The sequence below is a fragment of the Pseudomonas sp. 32A genome (assembly GCF_052682255.1).
This window is the reverse complement of record NZ_JBQYLY010000001.1, coordinates 5,163,722-5,187,311: the sequence shown is the minus strand read 5'-3', so window position 1 is coordinate 5,187,311 and position 23,590 is coordinate 5,163,722. Positions and strand designations below refer to the sequence as shown.

Annotated in this window: 18 protein-coding genes and 4 tRNA genes; 8 read left to right on the top strand and 14 right to left on the bottom strand. The window is 59.2% G+C overall.

All coding sequences use genetic code 11. From position 1 onward, the window contains the following. Positions 1 to 46: 46 nt before the first annotated feature. Complete coding sequence (locus ACUN0G_RS23850; RefSeq protein WP_445574432.1) at positions 47 to 946, bottom strand: LysR family transcriptional regulator; 900 nt, start codon at positions 944 to 946, stop codon at positions 47 to 49. A 127-nt stretch (positions 947 to 1,073) separates the two neighbouring features. Between ACUN0G_RS23850 and ACUN0G_RS23845 the strand changes: the two genes are divergently transcribed. Together ACUN0G_RS23845 and nhaA are read left to right on the top strand one after the other, a co-directional pair. Further along, on the top strand, positions 1,074 to 2,252 hold the full coding sequence (locus ACUN0G_RS23845) for an MFS transporter (RefSeq protein WP_445574431.1): 1,179 nt from the start codon (positions 1,074 to 1,076) through the stop codon (positions 2,250 to 2,252). Between the two features lie 115 nt (positions 2,253 to 2,367). Further along, on the top strand, positions 2,368 to 3,702 hold the full coding sequence (gene nhaA / locus ACUN0G_RS23840) for a Na+/H+ antiporter NhaA (protein WP_445574430.1): 1,335 nt from the start codon (positions 2,368 to 2,370) through the stop codon (positions 3,700 to 3,702). Between the two features lie 90 nt (positions 3,703 to 3,792). Here the strand turns inward: nhaA and ACUN0G_RS23835 are convergent, their stop codons facing one another. From ACUN0G_RS23835 to ACUN0G_RS23790, 10 genes are all read right to left on the bottom strand, one after another. Next, on the bottom strand, positions 3,793 to 5,667 hold the full coding sequence (locus tag ACUN0G_RS23835) for a SurA N-terminal domain-containing protein (RefSeq protein WP_258346891.1): 1,875 nt from the start codon (positions 5,665 to 5,667) through the stop codon (positions 3,793 to 3,795). A 230-nt stretch (positions 5,668 to 5,897) separates the two neighbouring features. Further along, the gene (locus tag ACUN0G_RS23830) at positions 5,898 to 6,170 is read right to left on the bottom strand and encodes an HU family DNA-binding protein (protein WP_003174819.1); all 273 of its coding nucleotides are present in this window, start codon (positions 6,168 to 6,170) and stop codon (positions 5,898 to 5,900) included. 146 nt (positions 6,171 to 6,316) lie between these two features. Further along, entirely contained in the window at positions 6,317 to 8,713 is a 2,397-nt protein-coding gene (gene lon, locus ACUN0G_RS23825) for an endopeptidase La (RefSeq protein ID WP_445574429.1), read from the bottom strand. Positions 8,714 to 8,864: 151 nt separating this feature from the next. Further along, on the bottom strand, positions 8,865 to 10,148 hold the full coding sequence (gene clpX, locus ACUN0G_RS23820; RefSeq protein ID WP_003207856.1) for an ATP-dependent Clp protease ATP-binding subunit ClpX: 1,284 nt from the start codon (positions 10,146 to 10,148) through the stop codon (positions 8,865 to 8,867). Positions 10,149 to 10,260: 112 nt separating this feature from the next. Then, positions 10,261 to 10,896 (bottom strand): ATP-dependent Clp endopeptidase proteolytic subunit ClpP, encoded by a 636-nt coding sequence (clpP, locus tag ACUN0G_RS23815; RefSeq protein WP_003174822.1) that lies wholly within the window; start codon positions 10,894 to 10,896, stop codon positions 10,261 to 10,263. A gap of 92 nt (positions 10,897 to 10,988) precedes the next feature. After that, a complete protein-coding gene (gene tig, locus ACUN0G_RS23810; RefSeq protein ID WP_445574428.1) occupies positions 10,989 to 12,299 on the bottom strand; it encodes a trigger factor in 1,311 nt (436 codons plus the stop codon). 402 nt (positions 12,300 to 12,701) lie between these two features. Continuing rightward, positions 12,702 to 12,777, bottom strand: a tRNA-His gene (locus ACUN0G_RS23805). An 82-nt stretch (positions 12,778 to 12,859) separates the two neighbouring features. Next, positions 12,860 to 12,944, bottom strand: a tRNA-Leu gene (locus ACUN0G_RS23800). 53 nt (positions 12,945 to 12,997) lie between these two features. After that, positions 12,998 to 13,073 (bottom strand) — tRNA-His (locus ACUN0G_RS23795). Positions 13,074 to 13,105: 32 nt separating this feature from the next. Next, positions 13,106 to 13,182: transfer RNA gene (locus tag ACUN0G_RS23790), tRNA-Arg, on the bottom strand. Positions 13,183 to 13,412: 230 nt separating this feature from the next. Here ACUN0G_RS23790 and folD point away from each other — a divergent pair. Together folD and pbpG are read left to right on the top strand one after the other, a co-directional pair. After that, positions 13,413 to 14,267 (top strand): bifunctional methylenetetrahydrofolate dehydrogenase/methenyltetrahydrofolate cyclohydrolase FolD, encoded by an 855-nt coding sequence (gene folD, locus ACUN0G_RS23785; protein ID WP_258346893.1) that lies wholly within the window; start codon positions 13,413 to 13,415, stop codon positions 14,265 to 14,267. 208 nt (positions 14,268 to 14,475) lie between these two features. Then, a complete protein-coding gene (pbpG, locus tag ACUN0G_RS23780; protein WP_258346894.1) occupies positions 14,476 to 15,408 on the top strand; it encodes a D-alanyl-D-alanine endopeptidase in 933 nt (310 codons plus the stop codon). A gap of 46 nt (positions 15,409 to 15,454) precedes the next feature. Here the strand turns inward: pbpG and ACUN0G_RS23775 are convergent, their stop codons facing one another. Continuing rightward, positions 15,455 to 16,084: a peptidase C39 family protein gene (locus tag ACUN0G_RS23775; protein WP_421553162.1), complete on the bottom strand. Its 630-nt coding sequence runs from the start codon at positions 16,082 to 16,084 to the stop codon at positions 15,455 to 15,457. 263 nt (positions 16,085 to 16,347) lie between these two features. Between ACUN0G_RS23775 and ACUN0G_RS23770 the strand changes: the two genes are divergently transcribed. Further along, positions 16,348 to 16,509, top strand: coding sequence for a hypothetical protein (locus ACUN0G_RS23770; RefSeq protein WP_010166825.1), 162 nt, complete (start codon positions 16,348 to 16,350; stop codon positions 16,507 to 16,509). Between the two features lie 4 nt (positions 16,510 to 16,513). Here ACUN0G_RS23770 and ACUN0G_RS23765 read toward each other — a convergent pair whose 3' ends face one another. Continuing rightward, a complete protein-coding gene (locus ACUN0G_RS23765; protein ID WP_017476929.1) occupies positions 16,514 to 16,924 on the bottom strand; it encodes a PA0061/PA0062 family lipoprotein in 411 nt (136 codons plus the stop codon). Between the two features lie 216 nt (positions 16,925 to 17,140). Here ACUN0G_RS23765 and ACUN0G_RS23760 point away from each other — a divergent pair, with 216 nt between their 5' ends. The 3 genes from ACUN0G_RS23760 to ACUN0G_RS23750 are packed head-to-tail and all read left to right on the top strand — an operon-like array spanning position 17,141 to position 22,920. Next, a complete protein-coding gene (locus ACUN0G_RS23760; protein ID WP_063028596.1) occupies positions 17,141 to 20,362 on the top strand; it encodes an efflux RND transporter permease subunit in 3,222 nt (1,073 codons plus the stop codon). Next, positions 20,352 to 21,518, top strand: a complete 1,167-nt coding sequence (locus ACUN0G_RS23755; RefSeq protein WP_445574427.1) for an efflux RND transporter periplasmic adaptor subunit — start codon at positions 20,352 to 20,354, stop codon at positions 21,516 to 21,518. Before ACUN0G_RS23760 ends, ACUN0G_RS23755 begins: the two co-directional genes overlap by 11 nt. After that, positions 21,502 to 22,920: an efflux transporter outer membrane subunit gene (locus ACUN0G_RS23750; protein WP_445574426.1), complete on the top strand. Its 1,419-nt coding sequence runs from the start codon at positions 21,502 to 21,504 to the stop codon at positions 22,918 to 22,920. Before ACUN0G_RS23755 ends, ACUN0G_RS23750 begins: the two co-directional genes overlap by 17 nt. A gap of 209 nt (positions 22,921 to 23,129) precedes the next feature. Here ACUN0G_RS23750 and ACUN0G_RS23745 read toward each other — a convergent pair whose 3' ends face one another. After that, positions 23,130 to 23,582, bottom strand: a complete 453-nt coding sequence (locus tag ACUN0G_RS23745) for a hypothetical protein (protein ID WP_445574425.1) — start codon at positions 23,580 to 23,582, stop codon at positions 23,130 to 23,132. Positions 23,583 to 23,590 lie beyond the last annotated feature (8 nt).

The window sequence follows — 23,590 nt, the reverse complement described above, 5'->3', positions numbered from 1 at the left end:
AACGTGGCCTTGGCGCGCGAATTCCTGTCGGTAAAACGTCACAGCCTTACGGGACGGTGTCTGCAGGAAAAAGCCGCTCGCCCACATGGTCGATAAACACGCGCAATTTCGCCGAGGCATGGCGACTTGATGGCCAGAGCATCCAGAAACTGCCGCTGTGTTCCAGGTAATAGTCCAGCACCCGCTGCAACCGGCCCTGCTCCACCGATTCGCGGACCATGAAGTCCGGCAGGCAGGCAATCCCCAGACCTGCATGGGCCACATGCATCAACGATTCGATGGTGGTGGAGACCAGCGGCGCACGCAGGACCGGCTCCGGCAAGCCGGGTTCGGGGCGCAATGGCCAGGCTTCCAGCTTGCCGGTGGCGCAGAACTTGTGGCGCAGGCAGGCGTGGTCGTTCAAGTCCCGAGGCTGACGCGGCGTGCCATGCAAGCGCAGGTACTCCGGGGACGCCACCAGCACCAGGCGGTAATAACCGAGGTGGCGCGCCATCAAGCGTGAGTCCTCGGGTTTGCCGGTGCGGATCACCGCGTCGAAGCCTTCCTCGATCACGTCCACCATGCGGTCGGAGAAGTCCACATCCAGCTCGATCTCGGGATAGGCCCGCATGAAATCCGTCAGCACCGGCATCAACAGGCCGCGCACTTGGGGCAGGCTCACACGCAGCTTGCCTCTGGGTGTGGCGGATGCCTGACTCAGTTCCTGTTCTGCCGCCTCGACCTCGGCCAGGATCCGTCGGGAGCGTTCGAGAAACAGCGCGCCCTCGCTGGTCAACGTGATGCTGCGGGTGCTGCGATGGAACAGCCGCACACCCAGGCGCTCTTCGATGCGCGCGATGCTTTTGCCAATCGCCGAGGACGACACCCCCAGCAAACGCCCGGCCTCGGTAAAGCTGCGGGTTTCCGCCACCTGCACAAACACTGAAATACTGCCGAGGCTGTCCATCGTCTCGCTCCCGAGGATTGCGGACGTTGGCGTCCGATAAGTTCGGAACCTTAGCCTGTTTTTCTCCAGCGTGCAGCACCCTACTCTGGCTCCCTGCCCCTACATCTGAACACCGGAGCCACCCAACATGAGCGACAGCGCCTTACCTTCCCCTCCCCTTGCGGCCAGCCGTGAACGCCTGCCCTTGGGCGGCCTGCTGGCATTGGCTACCGCCGGCTTCATCACCATCCTCACCGAAGCCATGCCAGCGGGCCTGCTCCCGCAAATGGGCGCCGGCCTCGGGGTGTCCGACGCCTTGGTGGGCCAGTTGGTGACCCTTTACGCCCTTGGTTCGCTGCTGGCCGCGATTCCCCTGACCATCGCCACCCGGGGCTGGCGCAGGCGGCCGTTGCTGATGATTGCCATCGGCGGGTTTGCCTTGGTCAACAGTGTGACGGCGTTTTCCAGCGATTACCTGCTGACCCTGGTGGCGAGGTTCTTCGCCGGGGTGTTCGCCGGATTGCTTTGGGCGCTGCTCGCCGGTTACGCCAGCCGCATGGTCGCACCGCACTTGCAAGGCCGGGCAATTGCCGTGGCCATGCTCGGCGCGCCATTGGCGCTGTCACTCGGCGTGCCAGCCGGGACATTCCTGGGCACCACGGTAGGCTGGCGCCTGAGCTTTGCGATCATGACCGGCTTGACGGTTGTGCTGCTGGCCTGGGTGCGCTGGCAGGTCCCGGACTTTGCCGGGCAACGAGCAGAAAAACGCCTGGGACTGCGTCAGGTGCTGGCACTGCCGGGAATTCGTCCGGTGCTGTTTGTGACCTTCACCTACGTGCTGGCCCATAACATTCTCTACACCTATATCGCGCCGTTCCTGGTACCCGCCGGGATGGCAGCGGACATTGATCAGGTACTGCTGGTGTTTGGCCTGGCAGCACTGCTGGGCATCTGGATGGTCGGCGCGCTGATTGATCAACGGCTGCGGGCCTTGTTGGTGCTCAGTTGCGGGATGTTCGCACTGTCAGCATTGGCGCTGGCGTTCTGGATTAGCTCGCCGGCCGTGATCTACACCACCGTGGCGTTATGGGGGCTGGCGTTTGGCGGCCTCCCGGCATTGCTGCAAACGGCGCTGGCCAAATCGGCCGGGGATTCAGCCGATGCCGCGCAGTCGATGTTGGTGACGGTATGGAACCTGGGCATCGCCGGCGGCGGGCTGCTCGGCGGCATGTTGCTACAAGGTTGGGGAGTGACATCGTTTCCATGGGCGGTCGCTGCGTTGGTCGTGCTGGCCCTGATGGCGACGTTGCGTTTAACCGATGTTTAAACGAAACGTGACGTGATGTTTCTTAACTCTTATGATCGCCCTGGGTGCGCTGCTGCATACGGCACAGCGCAGGTTAAAGGATAAGCATTGGTCGGGCCGCCAATGGAGATTTGCCGTGCCTGATAAACACCCTGCTATTCCTCGCCCCCAGGTTTTGGTCGAAGGCGCCCTGTCTGCATTGGAGCGATTTTCACGCATCGAGGCCGTCAGCGGCATCGTGTTGCTGCTGGCGGCGATTGTCGCGCTGATCTGGGCCAACAGCCCGGTCGCCGATTCCTACGAACACTTCTGGAATACCCCACTCACTATCGGGTTGGGAGACTTCACGGTCTCGCGCTCGTTGCACTTCCTGGTGAACGACGGGTTGATGACCATCTTCTTCCTGGTGGTGGGCGCCGAGATTCGCCAGGAGATCAGGGACGGCGCACTCGCCAACCTGAAACTCGCTACCCTGCCCTTGGGCGCTGCGCTGGGTGGCGTGCTGATGCCGGCCCTGATTTACACCCTGCTCAATCATGGCACCGAAGCGGCCAGCGGCTGGGCCGTGCCCACCGCTACCGACATCGCGTTTGCCGTAGGCGTGCTGGCGCTGCTGGGTAAATCGATTCCGGCTGGCGTGCGCATCTTGCTCCTGGCGCTGGCGATCATTGATGACATCGTCGCCATCCTGATCATCGCGATCTTCTACACCGCAAGCCTTGACTACATGGGCCTGGTGATCGCGGCCTGTGGGTTGGCGCTGGTGCTGATTTTCCAGCGGATGGGCATCGGCAAGGCCGTTGTGTACCTGTTGCCAGGGGCGATTGTCTGGTTTGGCCTGCTCAAGACCGGCGTCCATCCGACGCTCGCGGGCGTAATGCTTGGCCTGATAACGCCCGTGACTTCCAGACCGACTCGGGAACGCCCTCTGGACACCATCGGACGCACATTTAACGAACTGATGGACCGGCTTTCGCATCCATCAGAAAGTGCCCATCAGGTCGCCAAACCATTGAAGCAATTGAGACAGGCCCAACGGGAAATGTTGCCGCCGGTGCAGCGGATTCAAGCCGGGTTACACCCATGGGTGGCCTTCGGCGTCATGCCACTGTTTGCCCTGGCCAACGCCGGGGTGAGTCTGCAAGGGTTCAACCTGAACGACCCGCTGCCCCACGGTGTGTTCATGGGGGTCATCCTGGCGTTGGTGCTCGGCAAGCCGCTGGGGGTGATGCTGGCGAGTTTCGTGCTGGTCAAACTGAATATCTGCAAACTGCCGGAGGGCGTGACCTGGAACGGCGTCGCCCTGGTGGGCCTGCTGGCGGGAATTGGTTTCACCATGTCGATTTTCATCTCGTCGCTGGCCTTCTCCGATCCGGCGCTGCTGTCGGCTGCCAAGCTGAGTGTGCTGAGCGCTTCGACCCTGGCGGCTGTGATTGGCCTGAGTTGGGGCACGTTCAAGTTTGCGCGTTGAATCAACGGCTGGTTGAGTCAGCTGATTAGTGGATAAAAAAAGACCCCGGCCTCTTCAGGCCGGGGTCTTTTTATTCAGGCAGTAACGCGATCAGAACTTCTTGATCTCAGCCTTGGTTTCCAGCTGCTTGCGATAGGCAGCGAAGTCTTGCTGACCGATACGCGAAGCGAGGAAGCGGCGGTACTGAGCCTTCTCGTCATCGGTCGGGGCAGCGGCTTCGTTGACCGCGTTCAAGCGCACGATCACCAGGCTACCGTCTGGCAGGGTCACGCTGGTGAAGGTCGGCTTGTCCTTGGCCGCAGGCTTTGGCATGCGGAACAGGGCTTGCAGCACGGCTGGCTCGACGCCTTCCTGGCCACGGGTGGCCGCTTCGGTGACTTTCCAGGCCTGGCCATCCACCGGCTGGTTCAGCGGTGTCTTGCCATCACGCAGGTTGGCAATCAGCTCGTCCGCGTGAGTCTTCGCCGCAGCGCTTGCGCGCTCCTTGGTCAACTGGGCACGGATGGCCGTGGCAACGCTTTCCAGCGGCAGCTGGGTAGGCTTCAGGTGCTCTTTGGCACGCAGCACCACGATGGTTTCCGGATCCAGCTCGATGGCGGTGCTGTTGGCACCTTCATCCAGTACTTCAGGACTGAATGCAGCGGTCACCACGGCACGATTGGCAGCAATGCCTTCACCACCTTCACGACCAAACGGCGCGGAGGTGTGCACGGTCAGCTTCAGGTCCGACGCCGGCTGAGCCAGGTCGGAAGCTTCGAATGCAGCGTCTTCCAGTTGCTTGGTCGCGTCGACGAAACGCTGTTCAACCTGCTGGGTCTTGAGCTCGCGGGTCAGCTTGTCTTTCAGGCTGGCAAACGATGGCACTTCTGGTGCTTCAACGCCCAACAGCTTGATCAGGTGCCAGCCGAAGCTCGAACGCACCGGTGCCGAGACCTGGTCCTTGTTCAACGCGTACAGCGCTGTTTCAAAGGCAGGGTCGTAGACGCCAGGGCCGGCGAAACCGAGGTCACCGCCGTTGTTCGCAGAACCTGGATCCTGGGAGAACTCTTTGGCCAGGGCTTCGAACTTCTCGCCTTTGGCCAGGCGTGCCTGGATCTCTTCGATCTTGGCCTTGGCCTGCTCGTCAGTGGTCTTGTCGTTGACTTCAATCAGGATGTGCGCCGCGCGACGCTGTTCAGCGAGGTTGGCGGTTTCTTTCTGATAGAGGGCTTGCAGCTCATCGTCCTTGACCGCGACCTGGTCGAAGAAGGAAGCCTTCTTCAGCTCCAGATAGTCGATGACCACCTGGTCCGGGGTCATGAACTCTTTGGCGTGCTGGTCGTAGTAAGCCTTGACCTCGTCGTCAGTGATCTTCACTGCCGCAGGGTCGGCCTTGACGCTGACGGTGGCGAAATCGCGGGTCTGTTTTTCCAGACGGGCGAAAGCGAGCACTTCGGCATCAGTCACAAAACCGCTGCCGGCAATACCCGCACGAACCTGGCCGATCAGCATTTCCTGGCTCAGCATCTGACGGAATTGCATACGGCTGTAGCCCAGCTGACGGATCACCTGGTCGAAACGCTCAGCGTTGAACTGGCCATCCACCTGGAATTCCGGCGTCTGCAGGATCACTTGATCCAGCGCAGCTTCGGAGAAAGCGAATTTCGAATCGGCGGCGCCTTGCAGCAGCAGCTTGCGGTCGATCAGGCTTTTGAGAGCGGCGTCGCGCAACAGCTTTTCGTCCAGCAAGGAAGCATCGAAGTCCTTGCCCAGCTGTTGCATCAGCTGGCGACGTTGCATGTCGACGGCCTGGCCCAGTTCGCTTTGGGTGATTTCCTCACCGTTGACCTTGGCCACGTCCTGCTTGTTATTGGTCGAAGCCTGAAAAATAGCCTCGATACCGGTGAACGCCATCAGTGCGACGATGATCCCGATAATAGTTTTGGCAATCCAGCCTTGTGAATTGTCCCTGATATTCTGCAGCATGCGTCCCCCAGAAACGGTTGAACTTCAAAATTAGGCAACCGTGGAGCGTGGGTAGAGTCCGGATAGAAGAAAGGCGCATCCGAGGATGCGCCTTCTCGTAACTGGCGGAGCGGACGGGGGTTTGAACCCACACCCCCGGCGTGGCGACCCGATGGATACTTGGGTCAGCTGCCGCTCCGCTGCCAGGTCAGACCTTCGTCCAACCCGGATGGGTAAGGCTTGAGCGAAGCTTAGTTAACGGCTTCTTTCAGGGCTTTACCGGCTTTGAAACCTGGTTTTTTGGCAGCGGCGATTTGCAGAGCCTTGCCAGTCTGTGGGTTACGGCCAGTGCGAGCTGGACGATCGGTCACAGAGAAAGTACCGAAACCAACCAGTACCACAGAGTCGCCGGCCTTGAGAGCGCCAGTGACGGATTCGATTACTGCGTCCAGCGCACGGCCAGCAGCGGCTTTCGGGATATCAGCAGATGCAGCGATAGCATCAATCAGTTCCGACTTGTTCACTCTAAGTCCCCTTTTATCTATTGAGTATGATTCTAAGTTTTTTGGTGAAAGCAAAAACCAGTGCTGAATGGCCTACAGACACTTAAGAGCCGCTTTATAACAAGGGCTCTAAAAAGCTGTCAAGGAAGCCCCCAGGCTTAAACGTATTAATGCGTGCTAATTCTTTCCTTAGAGTCAGACTCGCGTTTTTCATCCTTTGCAACTATCTCCGGAGCCACATCCGGCAAGGGCTCCGGCGCGTATTGCAGCGCAATTTGCAGGACCTCGTCAATCCATTTAACCGGTTTAATCTGCAGATCCTGCTTGATATTGTCAGGAATCTCCTTCAAGTCGCGAACATTCTCTTCAGGAATGATCACGGTCTTGATACCACCGCGGTGTGCAGCCAGCAATTTCTCTTTGAGGCCACCAATGGCCAGTACCTGACCACGCAGGGTGATTTCCCCGGTCATGGCGACATCGGCGCGCACCGGAATGCCGGTCAGGGCTGATACCAGTGCCGTGCACATGCCTACGCCTGCGCTAGGGCCGTCTTTCGGGGTCGCCCCTTCCGGCATATGGATGTGGGTGTCGTGCTTCTCGTGGAAGTCCAGGGGAATCCCCAGGCTCTTGGCGCGGCTGCGCACCACGGTCTGCGCGGCAGTGATGGATTCGACCATCACATCACCCAGGGAACCGGTCTTGATCAGTTGCCCTTTGCCCGGGATAACAGCGGCCTCGATGGTCAGCAATTCGCCGCCCACTTGAGTCCACGCCAGGCCAGTGACCTGACCCACCTGGTCCTGCTGCTCAGCCAGGCCGTAGCGGAATTTGCGCACGCCCAGGAAGTGTTCCAACAGGTCAGCGGTGACCTTCACCGAGAAGCGTTTTTCCAGCGCATGTTCCTTCACGGCCTTGCGGCAGATCTTCGCCAGTTGACGCTCGAGGCCCCGTACACCGGCCTCGCGGGTGTAGAAACGAATGATGTCGCGGATCGCGTCGGCATCAAATTCGATCTCGCCTTTTTTCAGGCCGTTGGCCGCAATCTGCTTGGGCGAGAGGTATTTGACAGCGATGTTGATCTTCTCGTCTTCGGTGTAACCCGGCAGACGAATCACCTCCATCCGGTCCAGCAACGCTGGCGGAATATTCATCGAGTTGGAGGTGCACAGGAACATTACGTCGGACAGGTCGTAGTCGACTTCCAGGTAATGGTCGTTGAAATTATGGTTCTGCTCGGGGTCGAGCACTTCCAGCAAGGCAGAGGCCGGATCGCCACGCATGTCGCTGCCCATTTTGTCGATTTCATCGAGCAGGAACAGCGGGTTGCGCACACCCACCTTTGTCATCTTTTGAATCAATCTTCCTGGCATCGAACCGATATAAGTCCGGCGATGACCACGGATTTCCGCTTCATCCCGCACGCCACCCAAGGCCATGCGTACGAATTTACGGTTTGTTGCGTGAGCAATCGACTCCGCCAGCGAGGTTTTACCCACACCAGGAGGACCGACCAGGCACAACACCGGGCCGCGAATCTTCTTCACGCGCTTTTGCACGGCGAGGTATTCGAGGATGCGTTCTTTGACTTCTTCGAGGCCGTAGTGATCGGCGTCCAGAATATCTTCGGCGCGGTCCAGGTCCAGGCGCACCTTGGTCTGGGCCTTCCACGGCACCTGCACCAGCCAATCGATATACGAGCGAACCACGGTGGCTTCGGCCGACATCGGCGACATCTGCTTGAGCTTGTTCAGCTCGGCAGTGGCTTTGGTCAAGGCGTCTTTCGGCAGGCCGGCGGCATCGATGCGCTTTTTCAGCTCTTCGATTTCGTTATGGCCTTCCTCGCTGTCGCCGAGCTCTTTCTGAATGGCCTTCATCTGCTCATTCAGGTAGTACTCGCGCTGACTGCGCTCCATTTGCTTTTTGACACGGCCGCGAATGCGCTTCTCGACCTGCAGCAGGTCAATTTCGGCATCCAGCAGCGCCAGGACGTGTTCGACCCTGGCCGACAAATCGATGATTTCGAGAATGTCCTGCTTCTGCTCGATTTTCAGCGCCATGTGCGCGGCCATGGTGTCGACCAGGCGGCTTGGCTCATCAATGCTGTTGAGGGAAGAGAGGACTTCTGCAGGAACTTTCTTGCCCAGCTGCACGTATTGCTCGAACTGGGACAGCAGGCTGCGCACGAACACTTCGGATTCGCGCTCAGGGGCGTCGACTTCGTCGATCAGCGTCACTTCGGCACGCAGGTGGCCGTCCACTTCCATGAAGCGCTCGACCGCACCACGCTGCTCGCCTTCCACCAGCACCTTGACGGTGCCATCAGGCAGCTTGAGCAGTTGCAGGACCGTTGCAACGGTACCGACGCGATACAGGGCGTCTTCGCCCGGATCATCGTCAGCAGGATTTCTCTGGGCCAGCAGCAGGATCTGCTTGTCGCCCGTCATCGCGGCCTCGAGGGCTTCGATAGACTTCTCGCGCCCCACGAACAGCGGGATAACCATGTGCGGATAGACGACGACATCACGCAACGGCAGGAGAGGCAATTCGATGGTTGTCTTCATGATTTCGCCTCTATGACAGATGAAAGTAAGCTTGAAACCAAGATGGGGGCTGCCTGCAAAAAAAACAAGCGTAATGGCATCAGTTAAACGCAGTAAAAACAAAGGGGCCCGTCAAGGCCCCTTTATTTTGTACAGCTCGGCGGCGCAACGCTTACGCGTCTGGCGCAGCCTTGGCAGCCGGCTCACTGTTTTCGTAGATATACAGTGGCTTGGACTTGCCTTCTATAACGCTTTCGTCGATCACCACTTTACTCACCTCGGACTGCGAGGGGATTTCATACATGGTGTCGAGCAGTACGCCTTCGAGGATCGAGCGCAAACCACGGGCGCCGGTCTTGCGCTCCAGTGCCCGCTTGGCCACCGATTTGAGCGCGTCAGCACGGAACTCGAGGTCCACACCTTCCATCTCGAACAGCTTGGCGTATTGCTTGGTCAGGGCGTTTTTCGGCTCGGTGAGGATCTGCATCAACGCAGCCTCATCCAGCTCGTCCAACGTCGCCAGCACTGGCAAACGGCCAACGAATTCCGGGATCAGACCGAACTTGACCAAATCGTCAGGCTCGACTTCACGCAGGGATTCACCGACTTTCTTGCCTTCTTCCTTACTGCGTACTTCTGCACTGAAGCCAATGCCACCACGGGTGGAACGGTTTTGAATAACCTTTTCCAGACCGGAGAACGCACCGCCACAGATGAACAGAATGTTGCGCGTATCAACCTGAAGGAATTCCTGCTGTGGATGCTTGCGGCCGCCTTGTGGCGGTACGGAAGCAACAGTACCTTCGATCAGTTTCAACAGCGCTTGCTGCACGCCTTCACCGGAAACATCCCGGGTGATCGACGGGTTGTCGGATTTGCGCGAAATCTTGTCGATTTCATCGATGTAGACAATGCCCATCTGGGCCTTTTCCACGTCGTAATCGCATTTCTGCAGCAGCTTCTGAATGATGTTCTCGACGTCTTCACCTACGTAACCGGCCTCGGTAAGAGTGGTTGCGTCGGCGATGGTGAAGGGAACGTTCAGCAGGCGAGCCAGGGTTTCTGCAAGCAGGGTTTTACCCGAGCCTGTAGGACCGATCAGCAAGATGTTGCTTTTGCCGAGCTCGACATCGTCACTTTTCTTGTCACGCTGGTTCAGACGCTTGTAGTGGTTGTACACCGCTACGGCCAGAACCTTCTTTGCACGCTCTTGACCAATCACATACTGATCAAGGATGCCGCTGATTTCTTTAGGCGAAGGCAATTTATGCGCGCTGCTTTCGGCCTGGGCTTCCTGCACCTCCTCACGGATGATGTCATTGCACAGGTCGACGCACTCGTCGCAGATAAAGACCGAGGGGCCGGCAATCAACTTGCGTACTTCATGCTGGCTTTTGCCACAGAAGGAGCAATAGAGCAGCTTGCCGTTGTCCTCGCCGTTGCGGGTGTCAGTCATTCGTTCGATCCAAATCCGATAGGCTTGCAACACAAGATGAAGGCTATTGAGGGCTTTTTCAAGCCCACTGGTGGTCGGACCTGCCGACCAGCCCTATTTTGAGCTGCTTATATTAAGCGGGGCGCTTTTCGATCACTGCGTCGATCAACCCGTATTCACGAGCCGCTTCGGCGCTCATGAAATTGTCACGGTTGGTGTCGCGCTCGATCTCTTCCAGGGTATGCCCGCTATGTTTGGCCATCAGCGTGTTGAGACGCTCACGAATAAAGAGGATTTCCTTGGCATGGATTTCGATGTCCGATGCCTGGCCCTGGAAACCGCCCAGTGGCTGGTGAATCATCACGCGAGAGTTCGGCAGGCAGTAACGCTTGCCCTCAGCACCAGCGGTCAGCAGGAAAGCACCCATGCTGCACGCCTGACCGATACAGGTGGTCGATACGTTCGGCTTGATGAACTGCATGGTGTCGTAGATCGACATGCCAGCTGTTACCGAACCGCCCGGGGAGTTGATGTAGAGATGGATGTCCTTGTCCGGGTTTTCCGCTTCAAGGAACAGCAGCTGCGCACAGATCAGGTTGGCCATGTAGTCCTCTACCGGACCAACCAGAAAGATCACTCGCTCCTTGAGCAGGCGCGAGTAGATGTCATAGGCGCGTTCGCCACGAGCAGATTGCTCGACAACCATCGGGACCAGGCCGCCAGCGGCCTGGATATCAGAGTTCTGCTGAATATACGAATTACGGAACATGCTCTGCAGTTACTCCCAAATAGTCATGTCTTGAATACGCATAAGCCAGCGCGAGGCTGGCTTATGGGTGTATTTTCAAACGAGTTGAGCGATCAGTCGGCTTGTGCTGCTTCAGCCGGCTTGACTGCTTCTTCGTAAGAGACCGCTTTATCGGTCACCTTAGCCTTCTGCAGAACAGTATCCACAACTTGCTCTTCCAGCACAACCGAACGCACTTCGTTCAGCTGCTGGTCGTTCTTGTAGTACCAGGACACAACAGCCTCAGGCTCCTGGTAGGCCGAAGCCATTTCCTGGATCATTTCGCGAACGCGGGCTTCGTCTGGCTTGAGGTCGAATTGCTTGACCACTTCAGCCACGATCAGACCCAGAACAACGCGACGCTTGGCTTGTTCTTCGAACAGCTCGGCCGGCAGTTGGTCAGGCTTGATGTTGCCACCGAACTGCTGAACAGCCTGCACACGCAGACGATCAACTTCGTTGGACAGCAGAGCCTTCGGCACTTCGATCGGGTTGGCGGCCAGCAGACCGTCCATCACCTGGTTCTTGACCTTGGATTTGATCGCCTGACGCAGCTCACGCTCCATGTTCTTGCGAACTTCGGTGCGGAAACCTTCGATGCCGGTTTCCTTGATACCGAACTGGTTGAAGAACTCTTCGTTCAGTTCTGGCAGCTTGGGCTCGGAAACGGTGTTGACGGTCACGGTGAACTCAGCGGCTTTGCCAGCCAGGTCCAGGTTCTGGTAGTCAGCCGGGAAAGTCAGGTTCAGAACGCGCTCTTCGCCGGCTTTGGCGCCAACCAGGCCGTCTTCGAAACCAGGGATCATGCGGTTGGAACCCAATACCAACTGGGTGCCTTTGGCGGAGCCGCCAGCGAACACTTCGCCGTCAACCTTGCCAACGAAATCGATGTTCAGCTGGTCTTCGTTCTGGGCAGCGCGATCGGCCACTTCAAAACGAGTGTTCTGCTTGCGCAGGATTTCCAGCATGTTGTCCAGATCGGCGTCAGCAACATCAGCGCTCAGGCGCTCGATGGCGATCGAATCGAAACCGGCAACTTCGAATTCAGGGAACACTTCGAAGATTGCAACGTATTCCAGATCCTTGCCTGCTTCCAGGGACTTAGGCTCGATGGAAGGCGAGCCAGCCGGGTTCAGCTTTTGCTCGACAACGGCTTCGTAGAAGGAAGCCTGGATCACGTCACCTACCGCTTCCTGACGTGCATCAGCACCGAAGCGGCGCTTGATTTCGCTCATTGGCACTTTGCCTGGACGGAAACCAGCGATCTTGGCCTTTTGGGCAGTCTGCTGCAGACGCTTGTTGACCTGGGTCTCGATGCGCTCGGCCGGCACGGTGATGCTCATGCGGCGCTCAAGAGCAGAAGTATTTTCAACAGAAACTTGCATGGATATTCCTCGTTGCACAGACGTTAGCTGGCCGTTTCCGACCCCAGAATCAAGGGCATGCATTCTAGTGGGTCAAACTCAAGAAGTCACCCTACTGAAAACGGGTAAAAAAACAGCAGGCAATTTATAGGTACGAATGCACGAGTGCAGCTCGCCCCGGTAGCAAATACATCCCATCACGCCAGGGCTCTGCGCCAACCCTTCTATATATAGAAGCAGCTGCCAATCATCTCCCTGACAACCGACCCTGCGGACAAGGCCAGCGAGCAGTGCGGCATCATCGCGAAACATAAATACGACGAAACGCCCTGCCCTTGCAGCCCAGCACCTGCGACTGCGTTGAAACTCAAACCACTGAAACAAAAAAGGCGCCAGACTATTAATCTGGCGCCTTTCGAAATATGGGGTGGACGAAGGGGATCGAACCCTCGACAACGGGAGTCACAATCCCGTGCTCTACCAACTGAGCTACGCCCACCATATTGCGTGACCAAAAAGCCCGTCAAAATGGCTATTTGTTGAGCCTCGCGACGACCATACGGCCTTCACGAAACTTTATTTGGTGCGGATGAAGAGACTCGAACTCTTACACCTTGCGGCGCTGGAACCTAAATCCAGTGTGTCTACCAATTCCACCACATCCGCATGAAGCTCTTAAAGCAAAGGCGCCAGACTGTTAATCTGGCGCCCTTTAAATATGGGGTGGACGAAGGGGATCGAACCCTCGACAACGGGAGTCACAATCCCGTGCTCTACCAACTGAGCTACGCCCACCATATTGCGCTACTTGTGCCAAAGCTGCCTAATGGCGCACCCGGCAGGACTCGAACCTGCGACCATCCGCTTAGAAGGCGGATGCTCTATCCAGCTGAGCTACGGGCGCCTTATTAATCTGTACTCTTGGAGGATTACAAACTAACCAGTGCTAGGCTGTGCCCGACAAGTGCGACGAATAGTATAGATGCACCCGAAACCCGTCAAATCCTTTTTATAAAAAATTCATTTTATTTAAGGGGTTAGGGGAATTTGCAGACCAAGCGCCTTTGCCCTCGCGCCATGGCATGCGAGAATGCGCGCACTTTTCTTCCCCCTCTCGATGGTTAATCACGCGTAATGACTGCACAACTTATCGACGGCAAATCAATCGCCGCCAGCCTGCGCCAGCAGATCGCCAAACGAGTCGCCGAGCGCAGCCAACAAGGGCTGCGCACGCCGGGCCTCGCGGTGATCCTGGTCGGCAGCGATCCTGCCTCTCAGGTTTATGTCTCGCACAAGCGTAAAGACTGTGAAGAGGTCGGCTTTATTTCAAAAGCCTACGACTTGGATTCCGACACCACCCAACAGGCCCTCACCGACCTGATCGACAGCCTCAATGACAATCCGGCCATCGACGGCATCCTGCTGCAGCTGCCCTTGCCCGAGCACCTGGACGCGTCGAAACTGCTCGAACGCATCCGCCCGGACAAAGACGTCGACGGCTTCCACCCTTATAACGTCGGCCGCCTGGCCCAGCGTATTCCGCTGCTGCGCCCATGCACCCCGAAGGGCATCATGACCCTGCTGGAAAGCACCGGCGTCGATCTGTACGGCCTGGATGCCGTCGTCGTTGGCGCCTCGAACATCGTCGGTCGCCCGATGGCCATGGAGCTGCTGCTGGCCGGCTGCACCGTGACCGTCACCCACCGCTTCACCAAGGACCTGGCCGGCCACGTTGGCCGCGCTGACCTGGTAGTGGTCGCCGCCGGCAAGCCGGGCCTGGTCAAGGGTGAGTGGATCAAAGAAGGCGCCATCGTCATCGACGTAGGCATCAACCGCCAGGACGACGGCAAGCTGGTGGGCGACGTGGTGTACGAAACCGCCCTGCCCCGCGCCGGCTGGATCACCCCGGTCCCAGGCGGCGTTGGCCCTATGACCCGTGCCTGCCTGCTGGAAAATACCTTGTACGCAGCCGAAACTCTGCACAGCTAATAACCAGCTGCTCTGAAAAAGCCCTGCCTTATCGCAGGGCTTTTTATTGGTCGGATAAAAAGTACTTTTTTCTTAGTTTTTAAGGGCTTTCATCTGTTTTCAGAAGAACATTCGACAGTTTCTGATCCATACTCCTAAAATGTAACGGCATTTATCAGAAAGTCCGTGCAAAACGGTATATCCCTACTTTTTTAGCGAGTTCATCCGCGTGAAAATTCATCTTTCCATCATCAGCCTATTTTTTGCATTTACAGGCACCTTCGCGAGCGCCAGCGAAACCACCATGGCCCCCCGCGACATGTCTACCCTGCACATCGCTTCCGGCAGTGCGATGGTGGTAGACCTGCAAACCAACAAAGTCATCTATGCCAGTAACCCGGATGTCATCGTGCCGATCGCTTCAGTGAGCAAACTGATGACCGGCCTGATCGTGCTGGAAGCCAAGCAAAACATGGATGAATACATCGACATCAACATCAAGGACACGCCAGAGATGAAAGGCGTGTTCTCCCGGGTCAAGATCGGCAGCGAGATGCCGCGCAAAGAGATGCTCCTGATTGCCCTGATGTCCTCGGAAAACCGCGCCGCCGCCAGCCTGGCCCACCACTATCCGGGCGGCTACCCGGCCTTTATCGCGGCGATGAACGCCAAGGCCAAGGCGTTGGGCATGACCAGCACCCACTATGTAGAGCCCACCGGCCTGTCGATCCACAACGTGTCCACCGCCCGCGACTTGAGCAAACTGCTGGCCGCCGCGCGCAAGTACCCGATGCTCAGCCAGTTGAGTACCACCAAGGAAAAGACCGTCTCGTTCCGCAAACCCAACTACACCCTGGGTTTCTCCAACACAGACCACCTGATCAACCGCGCCAACTGGGACATCAAGCTGACCAAGACCGGCTTTACCAACCAGGCCGGCCACTGCCTGGTGCTGGTGACCAGCATGGGTAATCGCCCGGTATCGCTGGTGATCCTCGACGCTTTCGGCAAATTCACCCACTTTGCCGATGCCAGTCGTATCCGCAGTTGGGTCGAAACCGGGAAGAGCGGCTCGGTGCCGGACGTCGCCTTGCGCTACAAGGCTGACAAAAACCTGAAAAACCGCCCACGGGCGAACGTTCAGGTGACCGAGTCCCGCTGAGTCGTCAATGGCGACAATAAAAAACGGCGCCCTTGAGCGCCGTTTTTTATTTGGCCTGACTGGCCAGTGTCTTGACCGCCTGGGCCGCGGCCTGTTCCTGGCCCGCCTGGGCCGTGGCGCTGGCAGCCTGCTGCCAGCGCTGGGCGTCGACCTTGACCGGCAACTGGGTGGGCCGCTGAATCAGTACCGCCCACTTGCCGCCGTCTTTCCACGCCGACTCAAACGCGCTGAAATCCATCGGCATGCGTCGCTCCAAGCCCGAACGCAGCAACACCATGCTCTTCTGCTTGTTGTAACCCACCACCACGACATACCGCGGCCCGGCCCAGAAGGTCGAGCCCTGGGTAATACGCGCCATCACCGGGTACCCGGCCGCGACCTGTGCCAGCAGCGCCGGCAATTGATCTTCCAGCGGGTACACCAACATCCCGTATTCACGGGCCAGCACCTGCATGTTGCGCTCAAGGTCCGCTTCAGCGCCCGGCAAATGCAGTGGCTTATCCAATAGCCCCGGTGTAATCACAATGCCTTGTTGGGACAGCATGCTGGCCAGAGCGGCCGGGCCACCGAGGTAAGTCTCGCCGCGAAACGCCGGTACGCCCTTGAGCTCGACACTCTCCGGCAGGCCCGGGATGCTCGTGGGTTTTGGGTGCGAGGTGCAGGCCGCCAGCCCCATGAAACAGGCTGCGACCCACCAGGAGGTTTTAATGTTCGAGGGAAACCGCAACTTCTTCACTCACTTGATCAACTGCCGACGTGGGCCCTGATCATAGGATGCTCCGGGGCGCGGGTATAGCCTTGTGCCGCAGTAAAAAGTCCGCCATAGAGCAAACAAGTTGGACGCACACGACCATTGGTCAATAGCAGGCAACCTGCGGATAGCTAGACTGTCCATTGAGAAGACAGTGTGTGCCCGGTACCGGGCGAAAGGAGGCACTTATGAGCCTGACAACAACGATTCTGCTTTTAATCTGTGGCTGGTTGGCCGTCGCCGCCGCCATGCTCTGGGGCGTGATGCGCGTGACCCGCCGGCACCATCACCCACAGGTAAAACCCGCAGCACCCGGCAAGCTGCACAAACCCGCCGGGCACCACGCCTGACGCCTTAACCAGGCATGCAACTGAAGTCATCGGTCTGCGCCAACTCCTTGCCGTGGCTATCCTTCAACTCGGCACGCACCGTCGTACCTAGGCTGGATTCCACCAGGGTGTAATGCTCGCCAGCCTTGAAGTTGCCGTAGGTCACATGCCCGCGACAATCCTGCTGGTTGTCATCCCCCGCCTCTTCTTCAAACAAGGTGACATCCAGGCGATGCGCGCCGGGTTTCACTTCGAAGTAGCGGCCATCATTAATATTTTTACCGTCTACCCGCTCGGCCATCAGGTCGTTGGGCGCCTCCTCTTGCAGGCCGATCCAGGCTTCGCTCGGGTCCGCTTTCGGCATCGGGCCGGCGCACGCCGACAACAGCAGGACCGCACTCAGGGCCGGGATCAACAACAAGGGTTTAAGAGACATGGCAGAACTCCAAATGGATAAAAAGTGAACGGGCAAAACCGCTCCCGTTCGATCGGTATCCAGCTTGGTACTGTCACCATTGTTGAACAAATGAATACATATGAAACGATCTTCAGCCGTTAACTAAATCTTCCTTCACCTGGCTGAAAGGTGCGTGTTAGGTGGGTCGGGCAAGACTGCCGGGGTTTGCAATCCCACTCCTTTGGAGGTTAAGGCATGCTCGGGCTGGTAAAGACCGCACTGCTCAAGCCCTACACGTTTATCGTGCTGGCAATATTCATCTGCATCATTGGGCCCATGGCGGCCTTGCGTACCCCCACTGACGTATTTCCCGATATTGGCATCCCCGTCGTCGCGGTGGTTTGGCAGTACAACGGCCTGTCTCCGGACGCCATGGCCGGTCGCGTGATCTACACCTACGAACGCTCCCTGAGTACCACCGTCAACGACATCGAACACATTGAATCGCAGTCGTTACCCGGCATGGGCATCGTGAAGATTTTCTTCCAGCCCGGCGTGGATATCCGCACCGCCAACGCCCAGGTAACAGCGGTGTCACAAACCGTGCTCAAGCAGATGCCACCGGGCATCACCCCACCGCTGATCCTCAACTACAGCGCCTCCACGGTGCCGATCCTGCAGATGGCGTTCTCCAGCCCCAGCCTGTCGGAAGCGAAGATCCGCGACCTGGTGCAGAACAATATCCGCCTGCCCCTCAGCGCCCTGCCCGGCCTGGCCATGCCCACGCCAATGGGCGGCAAGCAACGCCAGATCACCCTCGACCTTGACCCGCAGGCGCTGGCCGCCAAAGGCCTCTCGGCACAGGACGTGGGCAACGCCCTGGCCCTGCAAAACCAGATCATCCCGGTGGGTACCGCCAAACTCGGCCCCAACGAATACACGATCTTGCTCAACAACAGTCCCAAGGCGATTGATGAGCTCAACGACCTGCCGATCAAGACCGTCGACGGCGCGATCATCACCATCGGCCAGGTGGCCCATGTGCGTGACGGCTCGCCGCCGCAGACCAACATCGTGCGCGTCGACGGCCACCGTGCGGTGCTGATGCCGGCCCTGAAAAACGGCAGCATCTCCACCCTGTCGATCATCGACGGCATCCGCCAGATGCTGCCGCGCATCAATGAAACGTTGCCACCGTCACTGAAGACCTCACTGCTCGGCGACGCCTCGGTGTTCGTCAAACAGTCAGTGGGCAGCGTGGCCCAGGAAGGCATCATCGCGGCCTTGCTGACCAGTGCGATGATCCTGCTGTTCCTCGGCAGCTGGCGCTCGACCCTCATCATCGCCGCGTCGATTCCCCTGGCGGTGCTGTCGGCCATCGCGCTGCTGGCCGCAACCGGGCAAACCCTTAACGTCATGACCCTCGGCGGGCTGGCGTTGGCGGTGGGGATTCTGGTGGACGACGCCACGGTGACCATCGAGAACATCAACTGGCACCTGGAACAAGGCAAGGCGGTGAAAGACGCGATCCTCGACGGCGCCAAGCAAATCGTCGGTCCGGCGTTCGTGTCCCTGCTGTGTATCTGCATCGTGTTTGTGCCGATGTTCATGCTGCAAGGTATCGCCGGTTATCTGTTCCGCCCGATGGCGTTAGCGGTGATCTTTGCGATGGCCAGCTCGTTCATCCTGTCACGGACTCTGGTGCCGACCCTGGCGATGTTCCTGCTCAAGCCGCACGTGCCGGAGCAAGGCCAGGGCCATCACCCGGAAGATGAATTCATCAACCATCACGAGGGCGACCAGCACCAACCCCAGCGCAATGCCGTGCTGCAATCGGTGCTGAATTTCCAGCAGGGTTTCGAGCGTCACTTCTCCAACGTGCGCGACGTTTACCACAGCCTGCTGACCCTCGCCCTGGGTGCACGCAAGCGATTCATCGTGGGTTTTCTGGCGTGCATCCTCGCCTCGTTCCTGCTGCTGCCAAGCCTGGGCCAGGACTTCTTCCCGGCCACCGACGCCGGGGCCATGGCCCTGCACGTGCGCTTGCCGTTGGGCACGCGGATCGAAGAAAGCGCCGCAGCGTTTGACCGGATCGAAGCGCGGATTCGCGAGATCGTTCCGGCCGATGAACTGGACACCATCGTCGACAACATTGGCATCCCGCTGAGCGGCATCGACATGGCCTACAGCAGCAGCGGCACCATCGGCCCACAGGACGGTGACATCCAGGTCACCCTGAAAAAAGACCACGCGCCGACCGCCGACTACGTGAAAAAGCTGCGTGAAGCCCTGCCCGAAAGTTTCCCTGGCAGCCAGTTCGCCTTCCTGCCGGCCGACATCAGCAGCCAGATCCTCAACTTCGGTTCACCGGCCCCGCTGGATGTGAAAATCTCCGGGCGCAGCGATGAAGAAAACCGCGCCTACGCCGTGGAACTGGAGCGTCGCCTGAAACATGTGCCGGGCATTGCCGACTTGCGTATCCAGCAGTCCACTGGCTACCCCTCTCTGCAAGTCAACGTGGACCGGATGCGCGCCAACGGCCTGGGCATCACCGAGCGTGACGTGACCAACAGCATGGTTGCGTCCCTGGCCGGCAGCTCGCAAACCGCGCCGACGTTCTGGCTCAACCCGGCCAACGGCGTGTCGTATTCGATCGTGGCCGCAACCCCGCAGTACCGCCTCGACAGCTTGCCTTCCCTGGAAGCATTGCCGGTGACCGGTGCCGATGGCCAGTCGCAGATCCTCGGCGGCGTAGCGACCATTTCACGGGTACAAAGCCCGGCGGTGGTGACCCACTACAACATCGAACCGACCCTGGACCTGTACGCCAACGTGCAAGGCCGCGACCTCGGCGGCGTCGCCAGCGATGTGCAAAAGGTGCTGAATGACATGGCCCCGATGCGCCCCAAAGGCGCGACCATCAGCCTGCACGGGCAGATCGATGCGCTGCATGAAGCGTTCAACGGCTTGAGCTTCGGCCTGCTCGGCGCGGTGGTGCTGATCTACCTGCTGATCGTGGTCAACTTCCAGTCCTGGACCGACCCGTTCGTGATCATCACCGCGCTGCCGGCGGCCCTCGCGGGCATCGTGTGGATGCTGTTCCTCAGCGGCACCTCGTTGTCGGTGCCCGCACTCACGGGGGCCATCCTCTGCATGGGCGTGGCCACCGCCAACTCGATCCTGGTGGTGAGCTTCTGCCGAGAGCGCCTGGCCGAACATGGCGACGCCCTCAAGGCCGCACTGGAAGCCGGCTACACCCGTTTCCGCCCGGTCTGCATGACCGCCCTGGCGATGATCATCGGCATGTTGCCGCTGGCCCTGTCCGAAGAACAAAACGCGCCGCTGGGACGTGCCGTGATCGGCGGCCTGATCCTCGCCACCACTGCCACTTTGCTGTTTGTACCCGTGGTCTTCAGTTTGGTCCACGGTCGTCACCCTACTCGCGCTGCTGCTGGAGAAACCCCACATGTCGTCTGATCACAAACCCTCGCGCAAGCGTCTGATGTTCATGGGTGTCGGCGGCCTGACACTGGCTGCCCTGTTGGTCGCCAACGGCCTGCACGCCCGTACGATGCATGAAAAATCCGTCACCGCCTGGACCGAAACCGCCGCCGTGCCGCAGGTGCTGGTGTTCCAGCCGAAGCAGAACGCGGCCGGCGACACCCTGCGCCTGCCCGCGCACCTGGAAGCCTGGAGCAAGGCACCGATTCATGCGCGGGTCAGCGGTTACCTGAAAGACTGGAAAGTCGACATCGGCAGCCAGGTCAAGGCCGGGCAGATTCTCGCCGAGATCGACAGCCCCGACCTCGACCAGCAAGTAGCACAAACCCACGCCCGCATGGTGCAGGAACAGGCCAACGCACGCCTGGCGCAAACCACCGCCACCCGCTGGAAAAACCTGCTGGACAGCCATTCGGTATCGCGCCAGGAGGCCGATGAAAAAACCTCCAACGCCCTGGCTGCCAAGGCTAACGCCCAGGCCGCCGAGGCTGACTATGCGCGGCTGTCGGCCCTGGAAGACTACAAGACCATCCGCGCTCCGTTCGCCGGTGTGATCACCGCGCGCAACACCGACATCGGCCAATTGATCAAGGCCGACAGCGACAGCGATCCGGAACTGTTCGACATCGCCGACACCCACCAACTGCGGCTCTATGTGCCGGTGCCGCAGAACTATGCGGCGGTGATTCATCCCGGACTGGCCGCCCAACTGACGGTACCCGAGCACCCCGGCGAACACTTCAGCGCGAAGCTGATGGGCGACTCCACCGCCATCGACCGCCGCTCCGGCACCCTGCTCGCACAGTTCGTGGCCGACAACCCGGACGGCAAGTTGCTGCCAGGCGACTACGCAGAAGCCACCCTGGCGATTCCGGCAGACACCCATGGTGTGAGCATCCCGGCCAGCGCCCTCATCTTCCGCGCCCAAGGCACCCAGGTCGCGGTACTGGACGCCAAGAACCACGTGCACCTGCAAGACATCCACATCGGCCTCGACCTCGGCGAACGCCTGGTGATCGATCAAGGCCTGAAACCCGCCGACCGCGTAGTCGACAACCCACCCGACGCCCTGCGCGAAGGCGATGCCGTGCAACTGGCCGACGCCGGAGGTACCCATGCGCCCAAGGCTTAAACCCCTCGCCGCCTTGGTGTTGCTGGCGCTGCACGGTTGCTCGCTGGCGCCCACCTACAAGGCACCGACCCTCGAACTGCCGGCCAAATACCGCGAACAGACCAGCGACGGTCCGTGGCACAGCGCACAACCCTCCGACCAACTGGCACCGAAGTGGTGGCAGCTGTATCAGGACCCGCGCTTGAACGACCTGCAGGAACAACTGCTCAAGGCCAACCCGGACCTGGCCGCAGCGCTGGCGCATTTCGATGCGTCCCAGGCGTATGCCAGCCAGTTGCATGCCGGGTTGTTCCCGCAAATCACCGCCAGCGCGCAGCCGTTGCGTCAGCGCCAATCGGATTCCCGGCCACTGCGGGGCGATACCCAGCCTTCGGTGTACAACAGCAACACGGCAGGGTTTGCGCTGAGTTTTGACCTGGACCTGTGGGGCAAAATCCGCAACCAAGTGGCGGCTGGCGATGCACAGGCCCAAGCCTCCGGGGATGATTTGGCGGTGGCACGCCTGAGCTTGCAGCATCAGTTGGCGACGCTGTACGTGCAGCTCAACGGGCTGGATGCCCAGAGCCGGATTCTCAGCAGTTCGCTGGATGATTTTAGCCAGGCACTGAAACTGACCCGCAGCCGGTATGAAGGCCAGATCGCTTCGGAACTGGACCTGACCCGCGCACAGAATCAGCTGGCTGAAGCCGAGGCCCAGCTTGACGATGTACGCGGTCAGCGCAATCTCACCGAGCATGCGATTGGGGAACTGGTGGGCGTGTCGGCCAGCGAGTTCCAACTGCCGCCGAGCCAGCAATTGATCGCCTTGCCGGGAATTCCACAGCAGTTGCCGAGCCAGTTGCTGCAACGTCGGCCGGATATTGCGGCGGCGGAACGGCGGGTGTTTGCGGCTAACGCGAATATCGGCGTGGCCAAGGCGGCGTGGTACCCGGATTTCAGTTTGACCGGCTTGATTGGCGGGCAGACCCAAGGTGTGGGCAACTTGTTCTCGGCAGCCAATAGGTACTGGGCGCTGGGGCCGCTGGTGAACCTGCCGATCTTTGATGGCGGGCGGTTGAGCGCCAACGAGCGCCAGGCCAAGGCGGAGTTTGAAGAGGCTTCGGCGCACTATCGCAGCCAGGTGTTAAGAGCCGTACGTGAGGTGGAAGACAACCTTGGGCAACTGCGTGATTTGCAGCAGGAAGCAATGGATGAACAAGCCGCCGCAAATGCTGCGGAGCACACCCAGGCGCTGGCGATGAACAGTTATCAGGCGGGGGCTGTGAGTTACCTGGATGTGGTGACGGCACAAACCGCGGCGTTACAGGCGCAACGCACGTTGCAAGCGGTGCAAACGCGGCAGTTGCAGGCAAGTGTAGGGTTGGTGACGGCGCTGGGCGGAGGCTGGAAGCCTGACGCCTGATACAAATCTCGCGCCCTCCCTGGATCAAATGTGGGAGCTGGCTTGCCTGCGATAGCGGAGTGTCAGGCACTGCAACTGTGTCTGAAACACCGCTATCGCGGGCAAGCCCGGCTCCCACATTTGAGAGGAGTGAAGCCTGGCGACTCAGGCGGCCAATTTGCCACCGACGTGGGTCAGTCAAACATCTCTAGACTGACCCACCGCCAATTTCAATCTTCCGGCCGACTATTCAGAAAAACACTCACTGCTGTGTAATCGCTGCCATTGGCATGTCGATACAGCGTACTGCTGTGATAGTCGGATACATCCCCCGCCACCGACACATTGATCGTACGGCCCTGAACATCAACTTTTGCCGATGCGTCACGCGTAATTAGAAATGGACTGGCATCCCTCAACGCAGCCAATACTTCGCTGTCGTCCTCCAAGGCGCGGTAAACGTAATATCGATAGCTGAACGGAACAGTTGCCCCTCCACGGTCATCCTTGACGCCATAGATGGCCCCGTCAGTGCCAAGTGGCACTCTCATTACAACTTCTGTCAATTGCGGGTGCCCCGGCGAGAGCAGGCAATCACCGCCGATGTACACCAGGCAACACGCCAATAGGATCGTAGTGACAACTGAGTAAACCGGCTTTCTCGTAGTTCCTGAACCTGGCATACCTGATT